Genomic DNA, 17,784 nt, shown 5'->3' with positions numbered 1-17,784 from the left:
ACCCCCTTGTCACCCGGTAAGTGATTTATCGGACTTGATAAGAACTTGTTGGCATCCGTACATTGTTCGACCTTCAATGTTTGTTGATTTTAAAAGTATAGTTGAGATATGATTTACTTGTCAATAGCAGCCACGAAACAATATGAAGACAACACTGGAATACAGAATAGGACATCACTCAAAAGGTAATGCAGTAGTGCATCTTGTATGGATACCTAAACGCCGAAAAAAGGTATTATCTGGAGAGATAGCTAAATGCCTTGGACAGATAATTTACGAACTAGCCAAAGAAAAAGACTGGGATATCCTCTCTCTTGAGGTTGCTCCAGACCATGTTCATTTATTTGTAGAACATCAACCAGATGTTGCTATAAATCAAGTGGTTAAAGCTTTTAAAGGACGGTCATCTTGCTTGTTAAGACGAAAATTTCCTGAATTACTTAAACTTCCTAGCCTATGGACTAATAGTTATTTTTATTCCACTGCTGGACAGGTTTCAGCAGATGTTATTAAAAGGTATATTGAAGAGCCGCATCACGGTTAAATATCAAGGCGAATAAATTCGCCGTTGGCACTTCCTGTCTAAAGCCAAGTGGCTTCCGTACCTTTCGGCGATTTTCTTGTGAGGTAAGTAGATGGAAATAATAGTTTAACTGAAAACAATACAAATTAGCAACTTTACTGAGGAAAATTTGACAATTATATACAATTTCTTGGGTTGTATCGTGTATATATTATGCCTAGTTATTATTAATTTGCTTACTTAATACTGACTGAATAGACTAGAGATAAAATTGACTAAGTAGGGAGGGACAATTATTTGTAAGATGGATTAGAGGTAGCGTAACCCTTGCGGGTGTTGGGTTTCATGCTTCAACCCAACCTACGTTCATCTTATATTTAATTCTACCTACCTACTTAAATAGTAAGCAGGTAAGTAGTTAAAGGTTAGAGCTTTTTAGTCTCTCAAATATGCTGGACATAATCTGTGAGCATGTGTAGTTAAACTTTGGAACATAATGTAATGATAGCCTTAGTTGTAGGTACCCCCAACCGGTTATCCAAATAATTTTAAGTAAAATAAACAAAATCACCCATAATAATAAACCCCATATACCAAATTCAGTCAAAAAGAACCATAGATTCGAGAAGATTTTCATAACCAAAAACGATAATAATGGGCTAGAGAGAATGATTACAATAAAGAAAAAAGGCCGATAATCATTTTGTGGTATTAACATGGGGAAGTGACCTTCTGGGACATTTTCTAAAGTTATATTATTATTTTCATTGTTTTCATTTTCTAAACTTTCATTCCACCCTACTTTACCGATAAAAATAGCCCACTTTTCCGAGTCATAATCTTGTGTTCCTCCTATTTCACGATAAATTTTTTGTTGCACGGAGAAACCAAATTTACCTTGGCTATATTTTAGCCATAATCTGTCAATTAGACGAAGATTTCGAGAGGAAATTTGACTAATATTTTGGAGATAAAAAGGTATTTCTTTTGTTTCATTTATAATACCAAAAATGATATTTTTTGTTTCTTGATTTGCTTGTTTCCAGTTTTGTTCCGCTAGGAGATAGCGCAGTTTATAGCATTTTTCTGTAAATGATGCCATAGGAAATTATATTTGGGTGATTTGGGTGATTTGGGTGATTTGGGTGATTTGAGTAATGATAGTCAAACGGGGTAAAAGTTAATGAAAAAATGAACAAGGAGCAAGTCAATCCTCATCAGATATTAGGTCTATGAGGTATTTAATTCGTTCCAATAGCTCCGGTTCTTGATGCCAATCCTTAAATAAACCATCTAGCCAATCTCTAAGAACAGGTGTTTTAACGGTGGGTATTTTACCGGAATGTAAAATTATATCTTCTAATAATAAATCAATACGTTTTAATGTGGAGCGGTTAAGTTCAAAACTAGTTATTTTTGGTAGAAAACCTATGATTTCCGCTGTTGTATAAGGGGTATCTATCTCAATAAATAAGTGTCCTAGTTGGGGAGGATGATTTGGCAAGACAAAATTAAAATTATCGTGCCATCTACTAATGGGGTAACATTGTAAAAACTTGTTAAAATTGGGTAAATATAAGTTTTGAGAATTGCTAAATTCGGGTTCTAGAGAACTATCAAATAGACTAGAGTCTAATTTACTTTCAAAACCCAACGTCTGGAGGAAAGTTTTACCTGCTAGGAGGGCTAGGATATTCCTGTATTGTTGTTCTATCCTCGGTTGGCTTATTTCCTTTTTAGCAGCACTTTCTGCTTGCTCATGATCTTCTTTTGTGAAATTAATAGTAATAGATTTAAGCATGATAACTTTCTCAGGTAAGATTATCTGGTTTTGTCTCCTAAATATATATCGGTTAAAAATGAGGGATTTTGAGGGAATTTTTTAAAAATCTTTTTTTTATACGCTTCTTAATTTAAATATAAGATGAACGTAGGTTGGGTTAAGGAACGAAACCCAACAAATCCAGGGGATATAAATGCCATTGCAAAGCACTCGCGAGATCGCCAATTAACCGTGATTATTTGAATTAACCGACACCTGGAGACTGTCCGTGGGGGAGACTAACCATGGTTGTCCATCAGTTAAATAATATGCACGTTGAATAGCTTCTGGAGTAAATATTTGTCCTGTAGCTACAAATAATTTTGCCTCCCTACTTAGTGTGTAATTTTTTAATAAAGTTTTGCAGGGTTTAAATTTAATTAGATAAAAATTGTATAAATAAGTTTAAGAGAGTAAATCATTAATCTAGGATTTCCAGATGATTGTGGTTAAGTTTGTAATCATAGTTACAAATTATTACGATAACTATCTATCTTGATAATTTTTAGTATAATTTGGACTGTCTCCGTTGGTATTTAATTTACATTCAGTATAATAGAAAATTAGTTAATTAAGCATAAAGTGTTTGGGGGGTAATATGCAATTACTGAATTGTTTCGCTAAATCGCTAAAGTCTTGGCAGAAGAAATATTCTGTAACAGGTCAAGTCCCATTGATGGTTGGAATTTTCACTTTAGGACTAATAGCATATAATTCTAACCTTATACAAGCAAGTGAGTATAAGCAACAAGTAAAAGGTCAGAGGATAAAATTAACTTTAGCTGTTCATTCTGGAGAAAAGGAAGCCTGGAAAGAGTTAGCTAGAATGTTGGGGGAAAAACATAAAAACATAGACTTGGTAATAAAAGAAGAGCAATACGATTTTAAAACAGCTGCGCAAGGATCTGATATCATTTATACTGATATTATTTGGCTACCTGAGTTTGTTAAAAATAAGGTTGTTCAACCTATTGACAATCAGATGATTAGGAAATTTGGCGTGAATAATGTTAACGAATTTATTACAAAGAAAGGTTTTTTAAAAAGTGAAATTGAACATGGTAAATATCCACCTACAGGTGATACTAGACTGTATCGTATTCCTTTTAGAACGGATGCAGGTTTACTTTATTACCGTCAGGATTTATTAACAGAATATGGAAAGAGTGTGCCGAAAACCTACGGGGAGTTAATAGCAACTGCTAATGATATTATGTCACGGGAAAAACAGAAAAGACCTGGGCGACGTTTTTACGGTTATCTATGGCAAGGTCTAGGAGAGGGATCTACAACAATGTTTTTAGAAGTTCTTCATGGATATGGAGGGTTTTGGATAAAAGATTGGGAAAAAGATAACGCTAAAAAAGTAGGCTTACAACATAAAGAGGGGATTGATGCAATTAAATTCCTCAGGGAGACTCTAAAGAAAAAAATTTCCATAGGTATAGGTGACAGCGTTAGTGAAGATGTAACTGATCGTTCTTTTATCGAAGGTGATGCAGTTTTTCTTCGCAGTTGGGCAAATGTATGGGCAAGGTCAAAAAGTTCAGAATCTAGTGTATCCGATAAGATAGGATTTACTGCTATGGTTGGAAAGACAAGTGCTACTAAAACAAGTTGTCAAGGTGGATGGGGTCTGGCAATAAGTAGGAAACTCCCAAAAGATAAACTAGACGCAGCAATTACAGCTATTGACTTTCTTACTAGTTATCAGTCTCAAAAAGAATTCACTTTACGTCAAGGCACTTTGCCCACTCGTCGAGGGCTATTTAACGATCCAGCAATAATAGGAAAATACCCCCATTATCCTAAACTATTAGGTATTATTAATCAATATGTAGTTTCCCGTCCTAGAACGTTAAAGTATGACGATCTATCAAAGATTTTGCAGAATACTTTGACTTCAGCATTAGATTTAACAAAGGATGATGAAACAGTACGTAAAATTATGTGGCAGGGAGGTGACCTAACTCGCAATTGTTTGGATGAAAAGAAAACAACTTGCATAACACAAGGTTCACTGGTTAAGCCTTAATCAAATTGATTAAGTATATATTAATGTTCTATAATCTGCTCTTTCCGTTGATATTTTGTGAGTCTATTTTCTGACTTACAAAAAGATGGAGAGAGCAATTCTTATAATCTGTTTCCAGACTGATAATCAAACCAATGTAAATTTTTAGGAGGCAAATTTATGGTAATTTGCTGGTTTTCCCATGTTTGGTTTGTAGGTAATAAAATACGGATAGTCAAGGGAATAGGATGGTGATTGTCTATATGGAGAGTTACTAAATTATGCATTCCTAGGTTCTCAACTAAATAGATTTTACCTGAAATAGTATGTTCATCTCCTGATTGTGCAATATAAATGTCTTCTGGACGGATACCCAAAACAATTTTAGGTGGGATTTTGTTCATATTTGGGAGGAATAATTTGTTGTTTCCTAATATGGCGTAATTGCTATTGCATGATAATGGAAGCAAATTCATCTGTGGACTACCTACAAATCCAGCTACAAATAAATTCGCAGGTTGTTTATATATAACTGCTGGCAAGTCCAATTGTTGTATACTACCATAATTTATGACAGCTACCTTACTAGAAAGTGTCATGGCTTCTGTTTGATCATGGGTTACATAAACCACTGGTGATGTTTCTTGAGTAAATATTTGTTTTATATCGGCTCTTACTTTTTCTCGAAGCGTTGCATCTAGATTACTTAAAGGTTCATCTAATAAATAAACTTTTGCATTGCGTACTAAAGCTCTTCCCAAGGCGACTCTTTGTCTTTCTCCTCCAGACAACTGTGCTGGTTTTCTTAGTAATAGTTCTTCCAATTCTAGAGACTCTGAAACTTTTTTAACTCGACGATATATTTCTCCATGGGGTATTTTTCTTAGTTTAAGTCCAGAGGCTAAGTTTTCAAAAACTGTCAAATGGGGATACAAGGCATAACTTTGAAAAACCATGGCTATATTTCGTGATCCCGGCGATTTTAAGGTGATATCTTCACCTGCTAATAAAATTTGACCCTTTGTTGGTGTTTCTAAACCAGCAATCATTCTCAGTATAGTTGATTTTCCGCATCCGCTTGGTCCTAATAAAGTAAGAAACTCATTGTCTTCTACAGTTAAATTAATATTTTTAACTGAGGTAATTTGGGAACTATAACTTTTGGTTAAGTCTTTTAATTGTAGTTTTGCCATAATTCTAATCAGATGATAAGGGATAAAGAAAAGCTATTAGGCTTTGACAGCACCAGAGGTTAAACCTTGAATGATTTTCCTTTGAAATACTAAAACTATTAGCATTAAAGGTAAGGTGCTAATCATAGTTGCTGCTGCAATTGGTCCATAGGGTATCTCAAATTCTGTGGCTCCCCCTATTTGGGCTACGGCAATGGGAATTGTTTTCATTTCTTCACGCGTGATAAATGTTAAGGCGAAAATAAATTCGTTCCAGGCAAAAATAAAGTTGAGAAGTCCCGTGGTAACTAAAGCTGGCATTGAAATTGGTAATATAATCTTTAATAACATTTGAATTGTGTTATAACCGTCGATTTTTGCTGCATCTTCTATTTCTATTGGTAACTGTTGAAAAAAATTTCTTAGCACTAAAACTGTTAATGGTAAATTGATAGCAACATAGGGAATAATTATCGATAAATAATTATTACCAAGATGAAATACCCTAACGATTTCTAGTAATCCTGATAATAAGAGAATGCCCGGAATTAGGGTAATAATTAATAGAGTTCCAATAATAATTTTTCCTCCCCATGGGTTTAATCTGGCTAAGGCGTAAGCAGCAGGCGCTCCAAATACTAAAGATAATATAGTAGAAGAGCTTGAGATAAAAATACTATTGATAATGTACCGCCAAAAAGGGTGGGTGATAAATAGTTGAATATAGTGATTAAGAGTGATTTTACTAGGAAAATAAATGATAGGAATTTTTAGTATATCCTCATTTGATTTAAATGAAGTGAGTAGTTGCCATATTATAGGCGCTAGACAAAATACTGCTAATAGGATAATTCCAGTTATAATAACAAGCAGTTTTGTAAGATTTTTTACTCTAGTTTTTAGTTGAAATTGTGTCATGGATTTTTACCAATTAATAAAATTAATAAACCTGATTTTCTAGATACTTGAATTCCGGTATAACAGTTTAAATAGGGCTATCAGCCTTTGCCCTAAAACAAAAAGTTTTGATCCCCCTTATTTTTTAGGGCAATTGTGAATATTATAACAGCTATAATTAAGAGCAGAAATGTTATTACTATTAAGCTTGCTCCATAGCCAAAATCTAAATAGCGCATTATGGTAGAGTAAGTATATAATGAAACTACTTCCGTAGCACCACCTGGACCACCACCAGTCATAACTGAAATCAAATCAAAAATTCCAAAGGCTTGAGCTAGTCTAAATAATAGGGCAATTACGATTTGTGGGATTAATAGAGGTAAAGTTATTAAATAAAAGCTTTGCCAAGGATTGGCACCATCCACACTATGGGCTTCATATAAGTCCCGTGGAATTGCCTGTAGCCCAGCTAAAAGAATAATACTGATAAATGGTGTAGTTTTCCAAACATCTGCAATAATTACTGCTATCATAGCTGGAATGGGTTCTCCTAACCAGTTGATTCCAGTATCAATAAAATGCCATTTTAACAGAAGATCATTAAATACTCCAAATTGGTCATTGAAAATCCAATTCCAAACTAAGCCAATTATGGCAGTGGGTAACGCCCATGGTAAAATTGCAATTGTACGCACTATATCTCTACCTAAAAATTGTTGATTTAGGAGTAGGGCAATGTTTAATCCTAGAATTAATTCTAATGACACACTAACTACAGTAAATATTGTTGTAGATTTGAAACTTTCCCAAAAGCGACTATCACCTAACAGTCGGACATAATTATCAAGTCCCGAATATACCGGTCTTAATTTTGTTCCCAAGTTTTCAGTAAAAAAACTTAGCCAAAATGTACGTCCTATAGGATAAGCAAAAACTATTACTAACAAAAGCACAGCTGGCAGTAATAAAATCCATGCTGTTTTTTGCGGTTGACTTTTTAAGCTTTGGATGTTCATAATCTTTAAGATGTTAACCTAAGTGTTAAGTGTTTGAGTGTACAGCATTTTGGGGAATGTTTTTAGCTAGTAGTTGGCGAGTTTCACTGCTAGCTAATTTCATGGCAGTTTCTGGGGATAAGTGATTAGTTAGTGCTGCACTAAGATAGCGTTGTAAAATATCAGAAACCTGGGCATATTGGGGTATAAGGGGACGATAAACTGTGCCTTTAGATATTTCTAGCAGTTTAGGATAATGAGGATATTTTTCCACAACATCTGGATCCGTAAATAGTGAAATTCTGGTAGGTATAAATCCAGCATTTAAAATGAAGTTCTTTTGAACTTCTTTACTAGTTAAGTATTTAATTGCCTCCCATGCTTCTTGAGGATGTTTAGATGATTTAGCGATTCCTAAACCCCATCCTCCCAAGCAACCACTTCCTGTTTTTTGGGGAATTGCTACCATGGCTTTTATACCAATTTTATTTTTGATGGGAGAATCTTGAGCATTAGCTAAGGGCCAAACATAGGGCCAACTTCTTAAAAATGCGGCATCACCATTTTGAAATATACGTCTTGTGTCTTCTTCCATGTAAGTAGTGCTACCCGGAGGTGAAATTTGTTGGGCCATAGCTTCTTGAAGAAATGCGATCGCTTTTAAGGTTTCTGGTTGGTCGAGTCCTACTTCTAGGGTGTCTGAATTTATCCAAAATCCTCCAAATCCCTGTAGAATTTCGACGAACATGGCTACTAATCCCTCATATTGTCTTCCTTGCCATAGATATCCCCATTTTACTTTTCCTTGCTGTTTTAGCAAATTAGAGATTTGTTGTAATTCTTGAAATGTTTGAGGAGGTTTTATTCCTTGCTGATTGAGCAAATCTTGCCGATAATAAAGGACTCCCACATCACTGCGGATTGGGATTCGATAAAGTTTACCTTCATAATATCCTGCTCCTATATCAGTGGGAGAAAAGTCAGCCAACTCTTGTGGGGTTAGGTGATCTGTTAAATCCAGCAACCAACCAGCAGCAGCGAATTTACCTGACCAGATTACATCCATATTGATTAAGTCATAGGGAGAGTCCCCTAAAATAAATGCAGATGTGTACAAATCTTCTATTAGATTTGTGGCATTAGGTCCAGCTATCAAGTTGATTTTAATTCCTGGATGTGTATATTCAAATTCTTGAATTATATTTTCTCGCCATGGCTTGGCATCGGGGGCGGTTAATAACAAGTTGAGAACTACGGGTGGGGTTGAAATAACCTGATGTGTTGATAGTAAGATAACAATCAGGAAACTTATAAGAAACATGCTAACAAGTGTGATACTGGGATTTTTAAAAATTGTTCTGATCATTGTTTATCCAAAAGTTTAATGTAAAAAAAGTTACGATTTTTAATCTACCAAGGTTGTATTTGGAATTAATATCTGTTTTTTATAGAAGATAGCATCCCGTACATCAGTCCTCCCTTCCAACTGGTTCTGTATATTTTTTGGTATCTCTTTCAGTTTAAATTTATCGTCAATCTCCCATATGTGAATACGGCCTGAACCAAGAATGCTGATATATTTACGATCTTGACTCAAAACAATTTTTTCTGCATATTCAAATTTTAATTCCTTTAATACTAAAGAATTAACACGTTCCAGTTTATAGGAGTTATCCTCATTGCTTACGTCTATATTATATATTTCAATCCTAGGCTGACCATTATTTTTCAATAGTATAATTTTTTGTGAATTCCAGAACTTTGCGTCTACCACACCCTCAAATACACTGTCCTTACCCTTGATATTGATGTTTTCTCCTGAATCCGAATCATACAATCCTGCGGTGATAGCATCTTTTTCGATATCGAATCTAGTAGCGACTATCACATTTTTATGTGTACTAAAATCCAGAGATGTAAATATAATATTAGATGATTCAATCACTTTTTCTTCGAATTTACAATTGTCTACGTTCAAATACCTGATATTAGAACGTGCTGAATCTAAGTAAGTTGCTATAGCAAGGGTTTTATTTTTTTTAAAAACTAACTTTGTGGATGGTAAAGAATTTGGAGGTATTTCTTCAAAATTCTTCGAACACAATTGAATATTGTTTTTTGCTGTTAAATCATCCATCTTTTGCAGTAAAATCCCACGATTATGTACATACGCTACATATTGCTCATCATCACTAATATCAATATCAACTATGTTAGCAGGAAGAATATTATCTATAACACCTTCTAAAGGGTAGTTTTCTGGTCCTAATATTCCTATTTTTAGTAGAAATACGGAGAATAAGGGTAGCAAGAAAATCAACATATACATATATTGTCTACGTGATAATCTTTGGATAATCCCAAACATATTATTCAGCTTCTTCCATACCCCTTCCTTAATGATCTTAATTACTACTTTTATATACAAAAACCTGGAAATGCGAAAATCTTTTTTTACCGGGTAAAGGTAAAATAATATAGGTAAGGATGTTGCTCCGGGGAAGTTTACCGACTCAAAATGTGACGAACTTCTGGCTTTTTCAAGTGCAATTGATAATGACATTCTATCTGCGGCAAACCTTGTAATAAATTCTATGAAAAATTTTGCAGCAAATATATCTGGTACTGGTTCTTTCATAATAAGGACTACAGGAACCCTTACTTGAGTTACTAAAAAATCTGCAATTCCCAATCCATCACAGGAATTGAATAAAGCTATTTTTAGACCCCTGCTTACAGCCATTCTTAAATCTTCTACAAAAACATTTATTGAAACTGTTAAGGAGCCTACTCTAATCTCACCACCATTATTACTGCTACTGTGTCCAGTGTAGAACAATATATCATAGACATTTTCTGTTAATACCTTATGTAAACAATCAATATTATCGATTGTTCTTGTTTTGTCAATAAGCCTTACACCTGGAATTTTTCTTAGTGCATTTATCTCCCTGTTTTGGCTATTTTCTAAATCTCTACCACCACGAATAACTAAAATTCTTAATTCGGATAGTCGAGTTGGGCACGAATTGTAGGTTAAGCTGTACTGTGATAAAACAAACTTCATTCTAGAACGTGTACTACGTGTAAATTCATCCCATGGCATTCTCCGAAAAATATCGTAGTCATTATTATTAGAGTTATTAGAGACAAAGTGAATGCGAACCGATGTATCCGTTAATCTTTTATTAAATATTCTTGTAATTATTTCATTAATAATAACTTCAAAGTTAGCATTTCTTATCCAATCCAAAAAAGACCTATTCAGATTCATCTGCGTCCTAGTCCATCTTTCTCTTTCATTGACAGTAGTAGTTTGATCGGGAACGCCCTCGATTCTACGTGTATATTCATCTGTAAAATTTCTGCATTCATTATATAAATTAGGTAACACTGGACATGCAGGAAGTCTAATTCGACTACCAAGCTCTCTAAACTCTTGTGATCCTTGCTGTGGAATCATAGGAGTCATAGTAAATCCTTCTGTGAAACTACCTTCTACACGAAATGAAATGTTAACTTCTAAACTCATAAATCAAGATAATAGTATTGATGAATGTACTTAGTTACAAGTATAGGGCAAGAAAATAGAATTGGGCTAATTCTAAGTAAAAATGTTGATTTTCTTAATACAAGCGTATAATAGCTGCACTTATAGCAATTGTATTAAGTAGGTAGGTGGAATTAAATATAAGATGAACGTAGGTTGGGTTGAAGTATGAAACCCAACACCCCCACGGGTCTCGTTACTCGACCCATCCTATAAATAATTGTGCCTCCCTACTTAGCAATTGTATTAACCTCCAGGGATAGCTAAAATCTCAGGATTATGAGTTTTATCATCCTGAGATTTGAATTGTTGACTAAACTAGGAATTCTTGTGTAAAATTCCGGTTATTTATCTCAACACCAACACTAAACTTATCATCTAGATCTGCAAGGAATTTATACTGTATGAAAATGTTCCCCTCCTTGGATTCCACAACTTTGATAATTTCGTTGTCTGATAGATCAGTAATGGTAAGTTTTATTCCCTGGGGAAGTAAATTGGTTGGTAATTGTTGAGACTCTAGAGGAAAAACACGAATCATAATTAATAACTTCTGACTATTGGTGGGTTTCTTCATGATTCCCACCATTAACGCCACGGGATAGTCGACATAGTCTGTTAAGTCTTTGAAAGCAATCTTAGGACAATAGATATATTGGTGATCTTCTGGTGACAATAAACGCCACAACTTCTGGCCTTGTTCCCAAAGTTCATTATCATCTTCTATTTTTTCAATTTTACCTTTTATTTCTTCAATTCCTCTGATTTTTTCATCTTCTACACTCTTGAATGTCAAGCGAAATTGTTCTCTATTTGAGTATTGGATATTGTCTAATAATGTTTGAATGGTTTGAATGTTAATCATCCAATCTTGAAAATAACCTTTCATTAATTCCCCTATAGAAATTAGAGATTTGCCAGAAACTTTATCCAAATGTTCTAGAAAGAGGTCAAGACCTTGAAAATAACTCCTTGGTAATTCTGAAACAGAAACTTGAGGAACAAACCCTATAATTTCTGCCGTTTCATAGGAGTCGTCTAACTCTATGAATAGATATCCTAATCTATCTGATTGAACCTCTTGGGGAATATGACATTTGCTTTCTGTCTTGCGGATAACTCGGCATTCTATAGATTGCTTAAAATCTGGTAAGTATAAATCTGCAATATCACCTATTTGCTGTCCTAAAAAGTTCCAGGAGAAGCCTTTGGATAAGTCATTATTAATCCCTAAAATATCCAAAAAGTTCTTAGTAGCTAAAACTACTAGGGTGTTTCTATATACTTCTTCTGCTCGCTTTTGGTTTCTTTGTTTTCGAGCAAATACATAAGCCTGTTGGCGGTATTCATCGGTTAATTCAATACTAATTGAGTTTGTCATACTTAATTCCTTCCTCACCTTTTTAGATTCTTGTTGTGCTTGGCATCGGTTTCGATATTTGGTAGATATTTATCTTTTTTCAAACCTAAATATCTGTTTAAGATATCACTCAGTTAATCTCTTGAAGCAAGTAAAGCATTCCTTCCTAATAAATTGTTTCATAGAATAGGAAGACACTTCATATTTCCGGGATAAGGTATCCCATACTGGGCCCAATTTTTCCACTTCTCCTGCTAATAATAAGTTTAAGATGCTTCTAATTACAGAATTGCAATTAGCATGAGGAGCGTTGCGAATACAGGATCTTGGACAGTTACTATTTGGCGAGTTTAGGCAATTTTCTAGTGATTCAAGCATAGCTTCAATCTCCTCTACAAAATTTCGGTTTTCAGGACTTGGTATATGAGGGGGACCGATTCTTGTTGTGTCATCAAGACTCTGTGGTTCTCTCTCTCTCTCTCTCCTTAGATCGCGAAATTTATAATCTAAATTTTTATTAAACCAAGTGAGAATGGATGATACTTGTGGATTATAGTTCTCAACAAATCTATCGAAGAACCAGATTCTAGTTCTTTGCAGACCTTCTTGGTAAATATCTGAGCTATCTGAGCTAAATGAAATTTTGCCGTATATTCCATCAGATAACTCTATCATCCTCAGAATCCAATCTATTGTTTCTACCTGGTCAGCTGAGCTTTGCTTCTGAGTGTAGATTAGCAATCTTTCACACATGTTTCTATTGGAAAGTATCTGCTTTAAATCTTGAATTGCTGCCTGTGCTTGCCGTATATAGATTAGTCTCTCCTGGTATGACATTCTACCTGTTTGCTTGGCTCTTCTAATTAATGCTTCTTGACTGCGGATATATTTTGACAGCTGGTGTTCGGCAAGGATTTGAATGAATTCTTCAAGTGTCATTATCTATGGTTTCCCCTCAAAACTAGGATAATTGAGCAGAATTATTCTGCAAAGAGAATAATCCCGCCCAGTTTAGCACAATCACTCAGCTTCAGTCAAATTTAAGACACAAATTTTTACTGATTGATTTGGCTAGAATTATTAGACTGAACCTATAAGGAGTAAAGAAGTTTAACCATTGGAATTAGGTTATTTACCATCTCTGCTAGGTATTGAGATTCTGAATCATCTTCTCGAATGAGTAAGCTGACACCTTTTTCTAAGTTGGTCAGAGCAGATTTTGGACTCTCTAGCATGAGGAATGATAAGCCTCGGAGAACATAGGCATAACTAGTGTTAGGGTCAAGGTCAACAACCACATCAAGTATCATCTTTGCCTTTTGGAAATCACCAGAACCAAAGGCAGAAATTGCCATGTTAATATATTCACAAACGTCACTTGAAGATACCTGCACGTTTTGTATCTTATATGGGATTCCATCTTGGGTATACCTGGATAAGCCGAGTTGTGTGAACTGCCCGTAACCATTGAAATTGTTCACCCCTGGGTTATTAGTTTGCCATAATTGAGATGATGCATTTAGTGGGGAACTATTTTTAATGCTGGAGAAATCTTCGGCTATGGCTTGGGAACCTATAGTCATAGCTCCACCGACGAGAATTAGGCTCACTAATGTTTCTTTAATCTTCATCTCTTACATCTCCTGGTAACTATTAGCTTATCGGTTTCTAGCGGGTGGTTTTTTTGAAAATCTCAACTTTTTTTTGAGTTTATTCCCCACCCATGGTTTCTTCTATTAGCTCTTCGCTTTTTGAAGGACTATTTTACAGAATTGGACGAAAATATTCGGGCGTATTTTCGGAGTCAGACCGGATTTATCTAACTCAACATCTAGATTCCCAGACAGTGCCAGGTTGCAAATCAGGTTTTTGCCGGGTAAGTCCTTTTTTTCACCTAGGTTATTCCCAGTGATTTTTGACTTCTAAATTTATATAGATCTGAGTAGAAAACTTTTGAAGGAAATTTTTAAAAATTTTTCAGAGATTTTCGGACTACCGTCTGACTATAATCTTATGGAATGCCAGTAAGTAGAGAGGCACAATTATTTGTAGGATGGGTCGAGTAACGAGACCCATGGGGGTGTTGGGTTTCATGCTTCAACCCAACCTACCTTCATCTTATATTTAATTCCACCCACTTACTTACAAATTCGCATGGTCGCATAATTCGGCTTATATACTGATATAGACCCGCGCGCAATTTCTATGCAGGTCGGGAGGCACAATTGTAGGATGGGGGCGTTGGGTTTCATACTTCAACCCAACCTAGGTTCATCTTATATTTAATTCCACCCACCCACTTAGTCAGACCACGAAATAATGATTTGGTCTTTGAGAATTATGCGATCGCCTGTAGTTGAGGGGTATCAATGGAAGCATTTAATAGTAATTAAACGCAATTATTTGTATTTATGTCTAAAAAATGCTGATTACTGAAAAAAATAGACCTGGTTCTTCATATGTCCATTTAGAGGTCAAGAAAGAGGTGTAATTCTGATGAATAGGTACATAACCCGTAATTTTATTGCTTGCGCTCTTGCTGTATCTGGAATTTTAACCACTGATTGCTTTATTCCTAAATTATCGCCCGTTTTGGCACAAACTAGCTCTGGTTCTGGGCTGCTTGATGCCACTATGCCATATACAATACTAAGTATAGCCAAGCAATATGGCCCTGCATCTATAGGAAAGGATAGACAAGGGGATCCAATGATTACAGGGACAATAAAAGACACCAAGTACATCATTTACTTTTATGGATGTGTGGACGGTAAAGATTGCGATGATATACTGTTTTATGCGGGATGGGAAAGGAGGAAAGATAATATATCTAGAACATTGCTTGAGATTAATAAATGGAATGCTGATACAAGATATGGCAAGGGATATTTAGATGAAGAAGGGGATCCCTGTTTGGAAATGGTAGTGAACATAGATTATGGTGTATCCAGGAAAAATTTAGAGGATAGTTTTAACTGGTGGGAAAAAGCTACTACCTCCTTCTTTAGGGATATAGTTGAGGATTAATATTTGTTTGAGGACTAAAAAAGTGGGGTTTTAAAAGCGAATAACCATTAGATATCTCTAACACCAAGCTGGATTTTCTAATTTTGGAAAAAATGTGTTGGAGATACCTAATAACACTAATGAAATTTTAGGTTATGAGAATGAACATTAAAAGATTAGTGTCTGTAGGGATGATTGTGGCTACCATAGGGATTAACTCTAAAGCATTTGCTCAAAACCAAGAGTATGGGACACAAAGAGTGAGTGAGATACCTAATGCGTTTCCTGAATTCACCATTCCTAGGAATATAAAATTGGTTGAATGTTTCAATAATTTGAACTTTGACAGTGACAAAGCAACTCTCAGATATTTAAATAGGACTTTAAAGGGATCACCAAATAATCCTTGTCTATATCTTGCTAGAGGATTAACCTATATGAATCTAGGTAGAATCCAAGCAGCTAAAACTGATTTTGACACATTCATCGGTATGGATTCTAACTTCCCTTATGTATATGTGTTTCGTGGATTTTGCTTTATGCTTTTAAATAGTCCAGTAACTGCTATTAGCGATTTAAGAAAGGCTTCTGGTTTATTTGAGGCCCAAGGGAATCTTAGTTTTATGGAATTGTTAAATGGTTTAATCAAAAACTTAGAACTATTAAGCAATCCCTAATGAAAGTGAGTTGGGGATTTCATTCCCTGACTTACTGTCAAAATAGGTTAAAAATTTATCCACAGAAGCAGTATATATTAGGAGATAACTACCATGAGTTTTGAAAACGTCAGCCTAGAAATGCAAAGAAGGTTTGAAGTATTAGATGAAATGATAGAAAAAGGTTATATAGAACCTATAAAACCTTTAGTTGATTGGTTACCTACATTATGTTATTCTCCAGCAAGAACTTCTACTTTTGATAATGCACCTGAAAACCTCAAACGTAAATTTACATTTATGTTTTCTTGGTATGCATTCCTGTTTGCCATATTTGCCTTTGTGCAAACAAGGTTAGCAAGGGATTACCTAATTTGTATTAGCACGATTAATCTAATAACTTTAATCTACCCTTTTTCAGAGCTGTATCTTTATTCTTCTGCATTAGTGATTAATATTTTTGCTGCACAATGTTTTGTTTTCTCCCGGTACTATCAATATAAAACTTTTGGTAGGTGTCCCCATAGCAGGAACGCATTTTCTACTATTTGTTTATCGTTAATTTATCTATTTGGATTGATAATAATTGATGTTATTATTCAGCCATAGATGAGCCAGGGAATGAATTCCGTAGATCAAAGCTGAAGTAGGTTTTAAACCGACTGCACAGCTTTGGAAATTAATTCCCAAAGCTTCTCCAATTCGGTTTAAGTAGGGAGGCACAATTATTTGTAGGATGCCCATGGGGACGTTGGGTTTCGTTCCTCAACCCAACCTACGTTCATCTTATATTTAATTCCACCGACCCACTTAGTCAGACCACAAAATAATGATTTGGTCTTTGAGAATTATGCGATCGCCCCTTTCATTCCTATCCCCTTGGAATAAGTGGATTGTCAGATGACGGAAAACGTTTTCCGTCATTTATATACCTATTCCTTAATTATGAAGGTCAAGACTAAAAGAACTAGTTTAAGTTTGTCTTGAATATGGACACACCCAAGACAGAGATCTCAATACCCCATTGTTCTCAACCCCCCAGGAATGGGAGTTGACCCTTTGGTGCGTAAATTGACCGTAAATCATCAGAATGTGCGATCGCATGTGATGTTAGCACCCGTGATGTTAGTACCCGTGATGTTAGTACCCGTGAGGTTAGCACCTTCGAGGTCAGCACCTTCGAGGTCAGCACCTTCGAGGTCAGCATCTACGAGGTTAGCACCTTTGAGGTCAGCACACCTGAGCCTAGCATGCCAGAGGTGAGCAGCTTCGAGGTTAGCAGCTTCGAGGTTAGCACCTTCGAGGTCAGCATCGTCGAGGTTGGCAAGCCTGAGGTCAGCGTTTCTGAGTGCAGCATTTCTGAGGTCGGCACCCGTGAGGTCAGCACGGTCAAGGTTAGCACTGTCGAGGTCAGCATTTCTGAGGTTAGCACCTGTAAGATCACATTCTATACAATTTTTCCTAAATTTTGACCTGACCCAAAGTCTGTCTAAATCAGTCTGGCTATAAGCATAACTAGCACTAGTGCTAAGGCTTAAAGAGGAAACAAGAAATAAAGTCAATATCAGGGCTAAGGTGAGAAATCTTTTCATTGTTTTAAATCTATAACCAAATCATCGGGATAAATTATACATGATTTTTCTTACCCACAAAAGAGCAACATTGGCTAATAAACCAATAAAAAAAGCCCCCCACCAGGTGAGGAGCTTTTCATTTACCAGTATTGATTATTAACCGTTGATTGCGGGGGCGGTTAACGCTACAGGAGCTACTTCACCAGCAGCTA

Annotated in this window: 16 protein-coding genes and 1 pseudogene; 5 read left to right on the top strand and 12 right to left on the bottom strand. The window is 35.5% G+C overall.

What is annotated here, in order from left to right; translation table 11 throughout:
* Positions 1-142: 142 nt before the first annotated feature.
* Positions 143-544 (top strand): IS200/IS605 family transposase, encoded by a 402-nt coding sequence (gene tnpA / locus ASL19_RS04105; protein ID WP_057177399.1) that lies wholly within the window; start codon positions 143-145, stop codon positions 542-544.
* A 397-nt stretch (positions 545-941) separates the two neighbouring features.
* Here the strand turns inward: tnpA and ASL19_RS04100 are convergent, their stop codons facing one another.
* From ASL19_RS04100 to ASL19_RS18910, 3 genes and pseudogenes are all read right to left on the bottom strand, one after another.
* A complete protein-coding gene (locus ASL19_RS04100; protein WP_057177398.1) occupies positions 942-1,625 on the bottom strand; it encodes a GUN4 domain-containing protein in 684 nt (227 codons plus the stop codon).
* A 105-nt stretch (positions 1,626-1,730) separates the two neighbouring features.
* A complete protein-coding gene (locus ASL19_RS04095) occupies positions 1,731-2,324 on the bottom strand; it encodes a DUF1822 family protein (RefSeq protein WP_057177397.1) in 594 nt (197 codons plus the stop codon).
* Positions 2,325-2,579: 255 nt separating this feature from the next.
* Positions 2,580-2,699 (bottom strand): annotated as a pseudogene (locus ASL19_RS18910) (ATP-binding protein); the annotation flags it as partial.
* Between the two features lie 244 nt (positions 2,700-2,943).
* Here ASL19_RS18910 and ASL19_RS04090 point away from each other — a divergent pair.
* Positions 2,944-4,380 carry an extracellular solute-binding protein gene (locus tag ASL19_RS04090; RefSeq protein ID WP_057177396.1) on the top strand — a complete coding sequence of 479 codons (1,437 nt, stop codon included), beginning with the start codon at positions 2,944-2,946 and terminating at the stop codon, positions 4,378-4,380.
* Positions 4,381-4,481: 101 nt separating this feature from the next.
* Here ASL19_RS04090 and ASL19_RS04085 read toward each other — a convergent pair whose 3' ends face one another.
* The 8 genes from ASL19_RS04085 to ASL19_RS04050 form a co-directional block, all read right to left on the bottom strand.
* Entirely contained in the window at positions 4,482-5,552 is a 1,071-nt protein-coding gene (locus tag ASL19_RS04085) for an ABC transporter ATP-binding protein (protein ID WP_057177395.1), read from the bottom strand.
* A gap of 36 nt (positions 5,553-5,588) precedes the next feature.
* Positions 5,589-6,449 (bottom strand): carbohydrate ABC transporter permease, encoded by an 861-nt coding sequence (locus tag ASL19_RS04080; protein ID WP_057177394.1) that lies wholly within the window; start codon positions 6,447-6,449, stop codon positions 5,589-5,591.
* Between the two features lie 92 nt (positions 6,450-6,541).
* On the bottom strand, positions 6,542-7,447 hold the full coding sequence (locus ASL19_RS04075) for a carbohydrate ABC transporter permease (protein WP_369814494.1): 906 nt from the start codon (positions 7,445-7,447) through the stop codon (positions 6,542-6,544).
* A 25-nt stretch (positions 7,448-7,472) separates the two neighbouring features.
* Positions 7,473-8,747, bottom strand: a complete 1,275-nt coding sequence (locus tag ASL19_RS04070; RefSeq protein ID WP_369814493.1) for an ABC transporter substrate-binding protein — start codon at positions 8,745-8,747, stop codon at positions 7,473-7,475.
* 84 nt (positions 8,748-8,831) lie between these two features.
* Complete coding sequence (locus ASL19_RS04065) at positions 8,832-10,958, bottom strand: hypothetical protein (protein ID WP_057177391.1); 2,127 nt, start codon at positions 10,956-10,958, stop codon at positions 8,832-8,834.
* Between the two features lie 331 nt (positions 10,959-11,289).
* The gene (locus ASL19_RS04060; protein ID WP_057177390.1) at positions 11,290-12,357 is read right to left on the bottom strand and encodes a DUF1822 family protein; all 1,068 of its coding nucleotides are present in this window, start codon (positions 12,355-12,357) and stop codon (positions 11,290-11,292) included.
* 105 nt (positions 12,358-12,462) lie between these two features.
* Positions 12,463-13,275 (bottom strand): hypothetical protein, encoded by an 813-nt coding sequence (locus tag ASL19_RS04055; protein ID WP_057177389.1) that lies wholly within the window; start codon positions 13,273-13,275, stop codon positions 12,463-12,465.
* A gap of 152 nt (positions 13,276-13,427) precedes the next feature.
* Positions 13,428-13,967, bottom strand: coding sequence for a hypothetical protein (locus ASL19_RS04050; RefSeq protein ID WP_057177388.1), 540 nt, complete (start codon positions 13,965-13,967; stop codon positions 13,428-13,430).
* An 865-nt stretch (positions 13,968-14,832) separates the two neighbouring features.
* Between ASL19_RS04050 and ASL19_RS04045 the strand changes: the two genes are divergently transcribed.
* From ASL19_RS04045 to ASL19_RS04035, 3 genes are all read left to right on the top strand, one after another.
* Positions 14,833-15,363 carry a YbjN domain-containing protein gene (locus ASL19_RS04045; protein WP_057177387.1) on the top strand — a complete coding sequence of 177 codons (531 nt, stop codon included), beginning with the start codon at positions 14,833-14,835 and terminating at the stop codon, positions 15,361-15,363.
* A gap of 140 nt (positions 15,364-15,503) precedes the next feature.
* Entirely contained in the window at positions 15,504-16,019 is a 516-nt protein-coding gene (locus tag ASL19_RS04040; RefSeq protein WP_152980398.1) for a tetratricopeptide repeat protein, read from the top strand.
* Between the two features lie 93 nt (positions 16,020-16,112).
* Positions 16,113-16,607, top strand: coding sequence for a hypothetical protein (locus ASL19_RS04035; RefSeq protein WP_057177385.1), 495 nt, complete (start codon positions 16,113-16,115; stop codon positions 16,605-16,607).
* Between the two features lie 476 nt (positions 16,608-17,083).
* On the opposite strand, the gene ASL19_RS04030 is transcribed toward ASL19_RS04035, so the two are convergent.
* Entirely contained in the window at positions 17,084-17,590 is a 507-nt protein-coding gene (locus ASL19_RS04030) for a pentapeptide repeat-containing protein (protein ID WP_057177384.1), read from the bottom strand.
* Positions 17,591-17,784: the final 194 nt, after the last annotated feature.

The sequence above is a fragment of the Cylindrospermopsis sp. CR12 genome (assembly GCF_001432185.1).
GTDB classification, from domain to species: Bacteria; Cyanobacteriota; Cyanobacteriia; order Cyanobacteriales; family Nostocaceae; genus Raphidiopsis; species Raphidiopsis raciborskii.
Note: the sequence above shows the minus strand (reverse complement) of the source record. Positions and strands in the feature narration are given on the sequence as shown.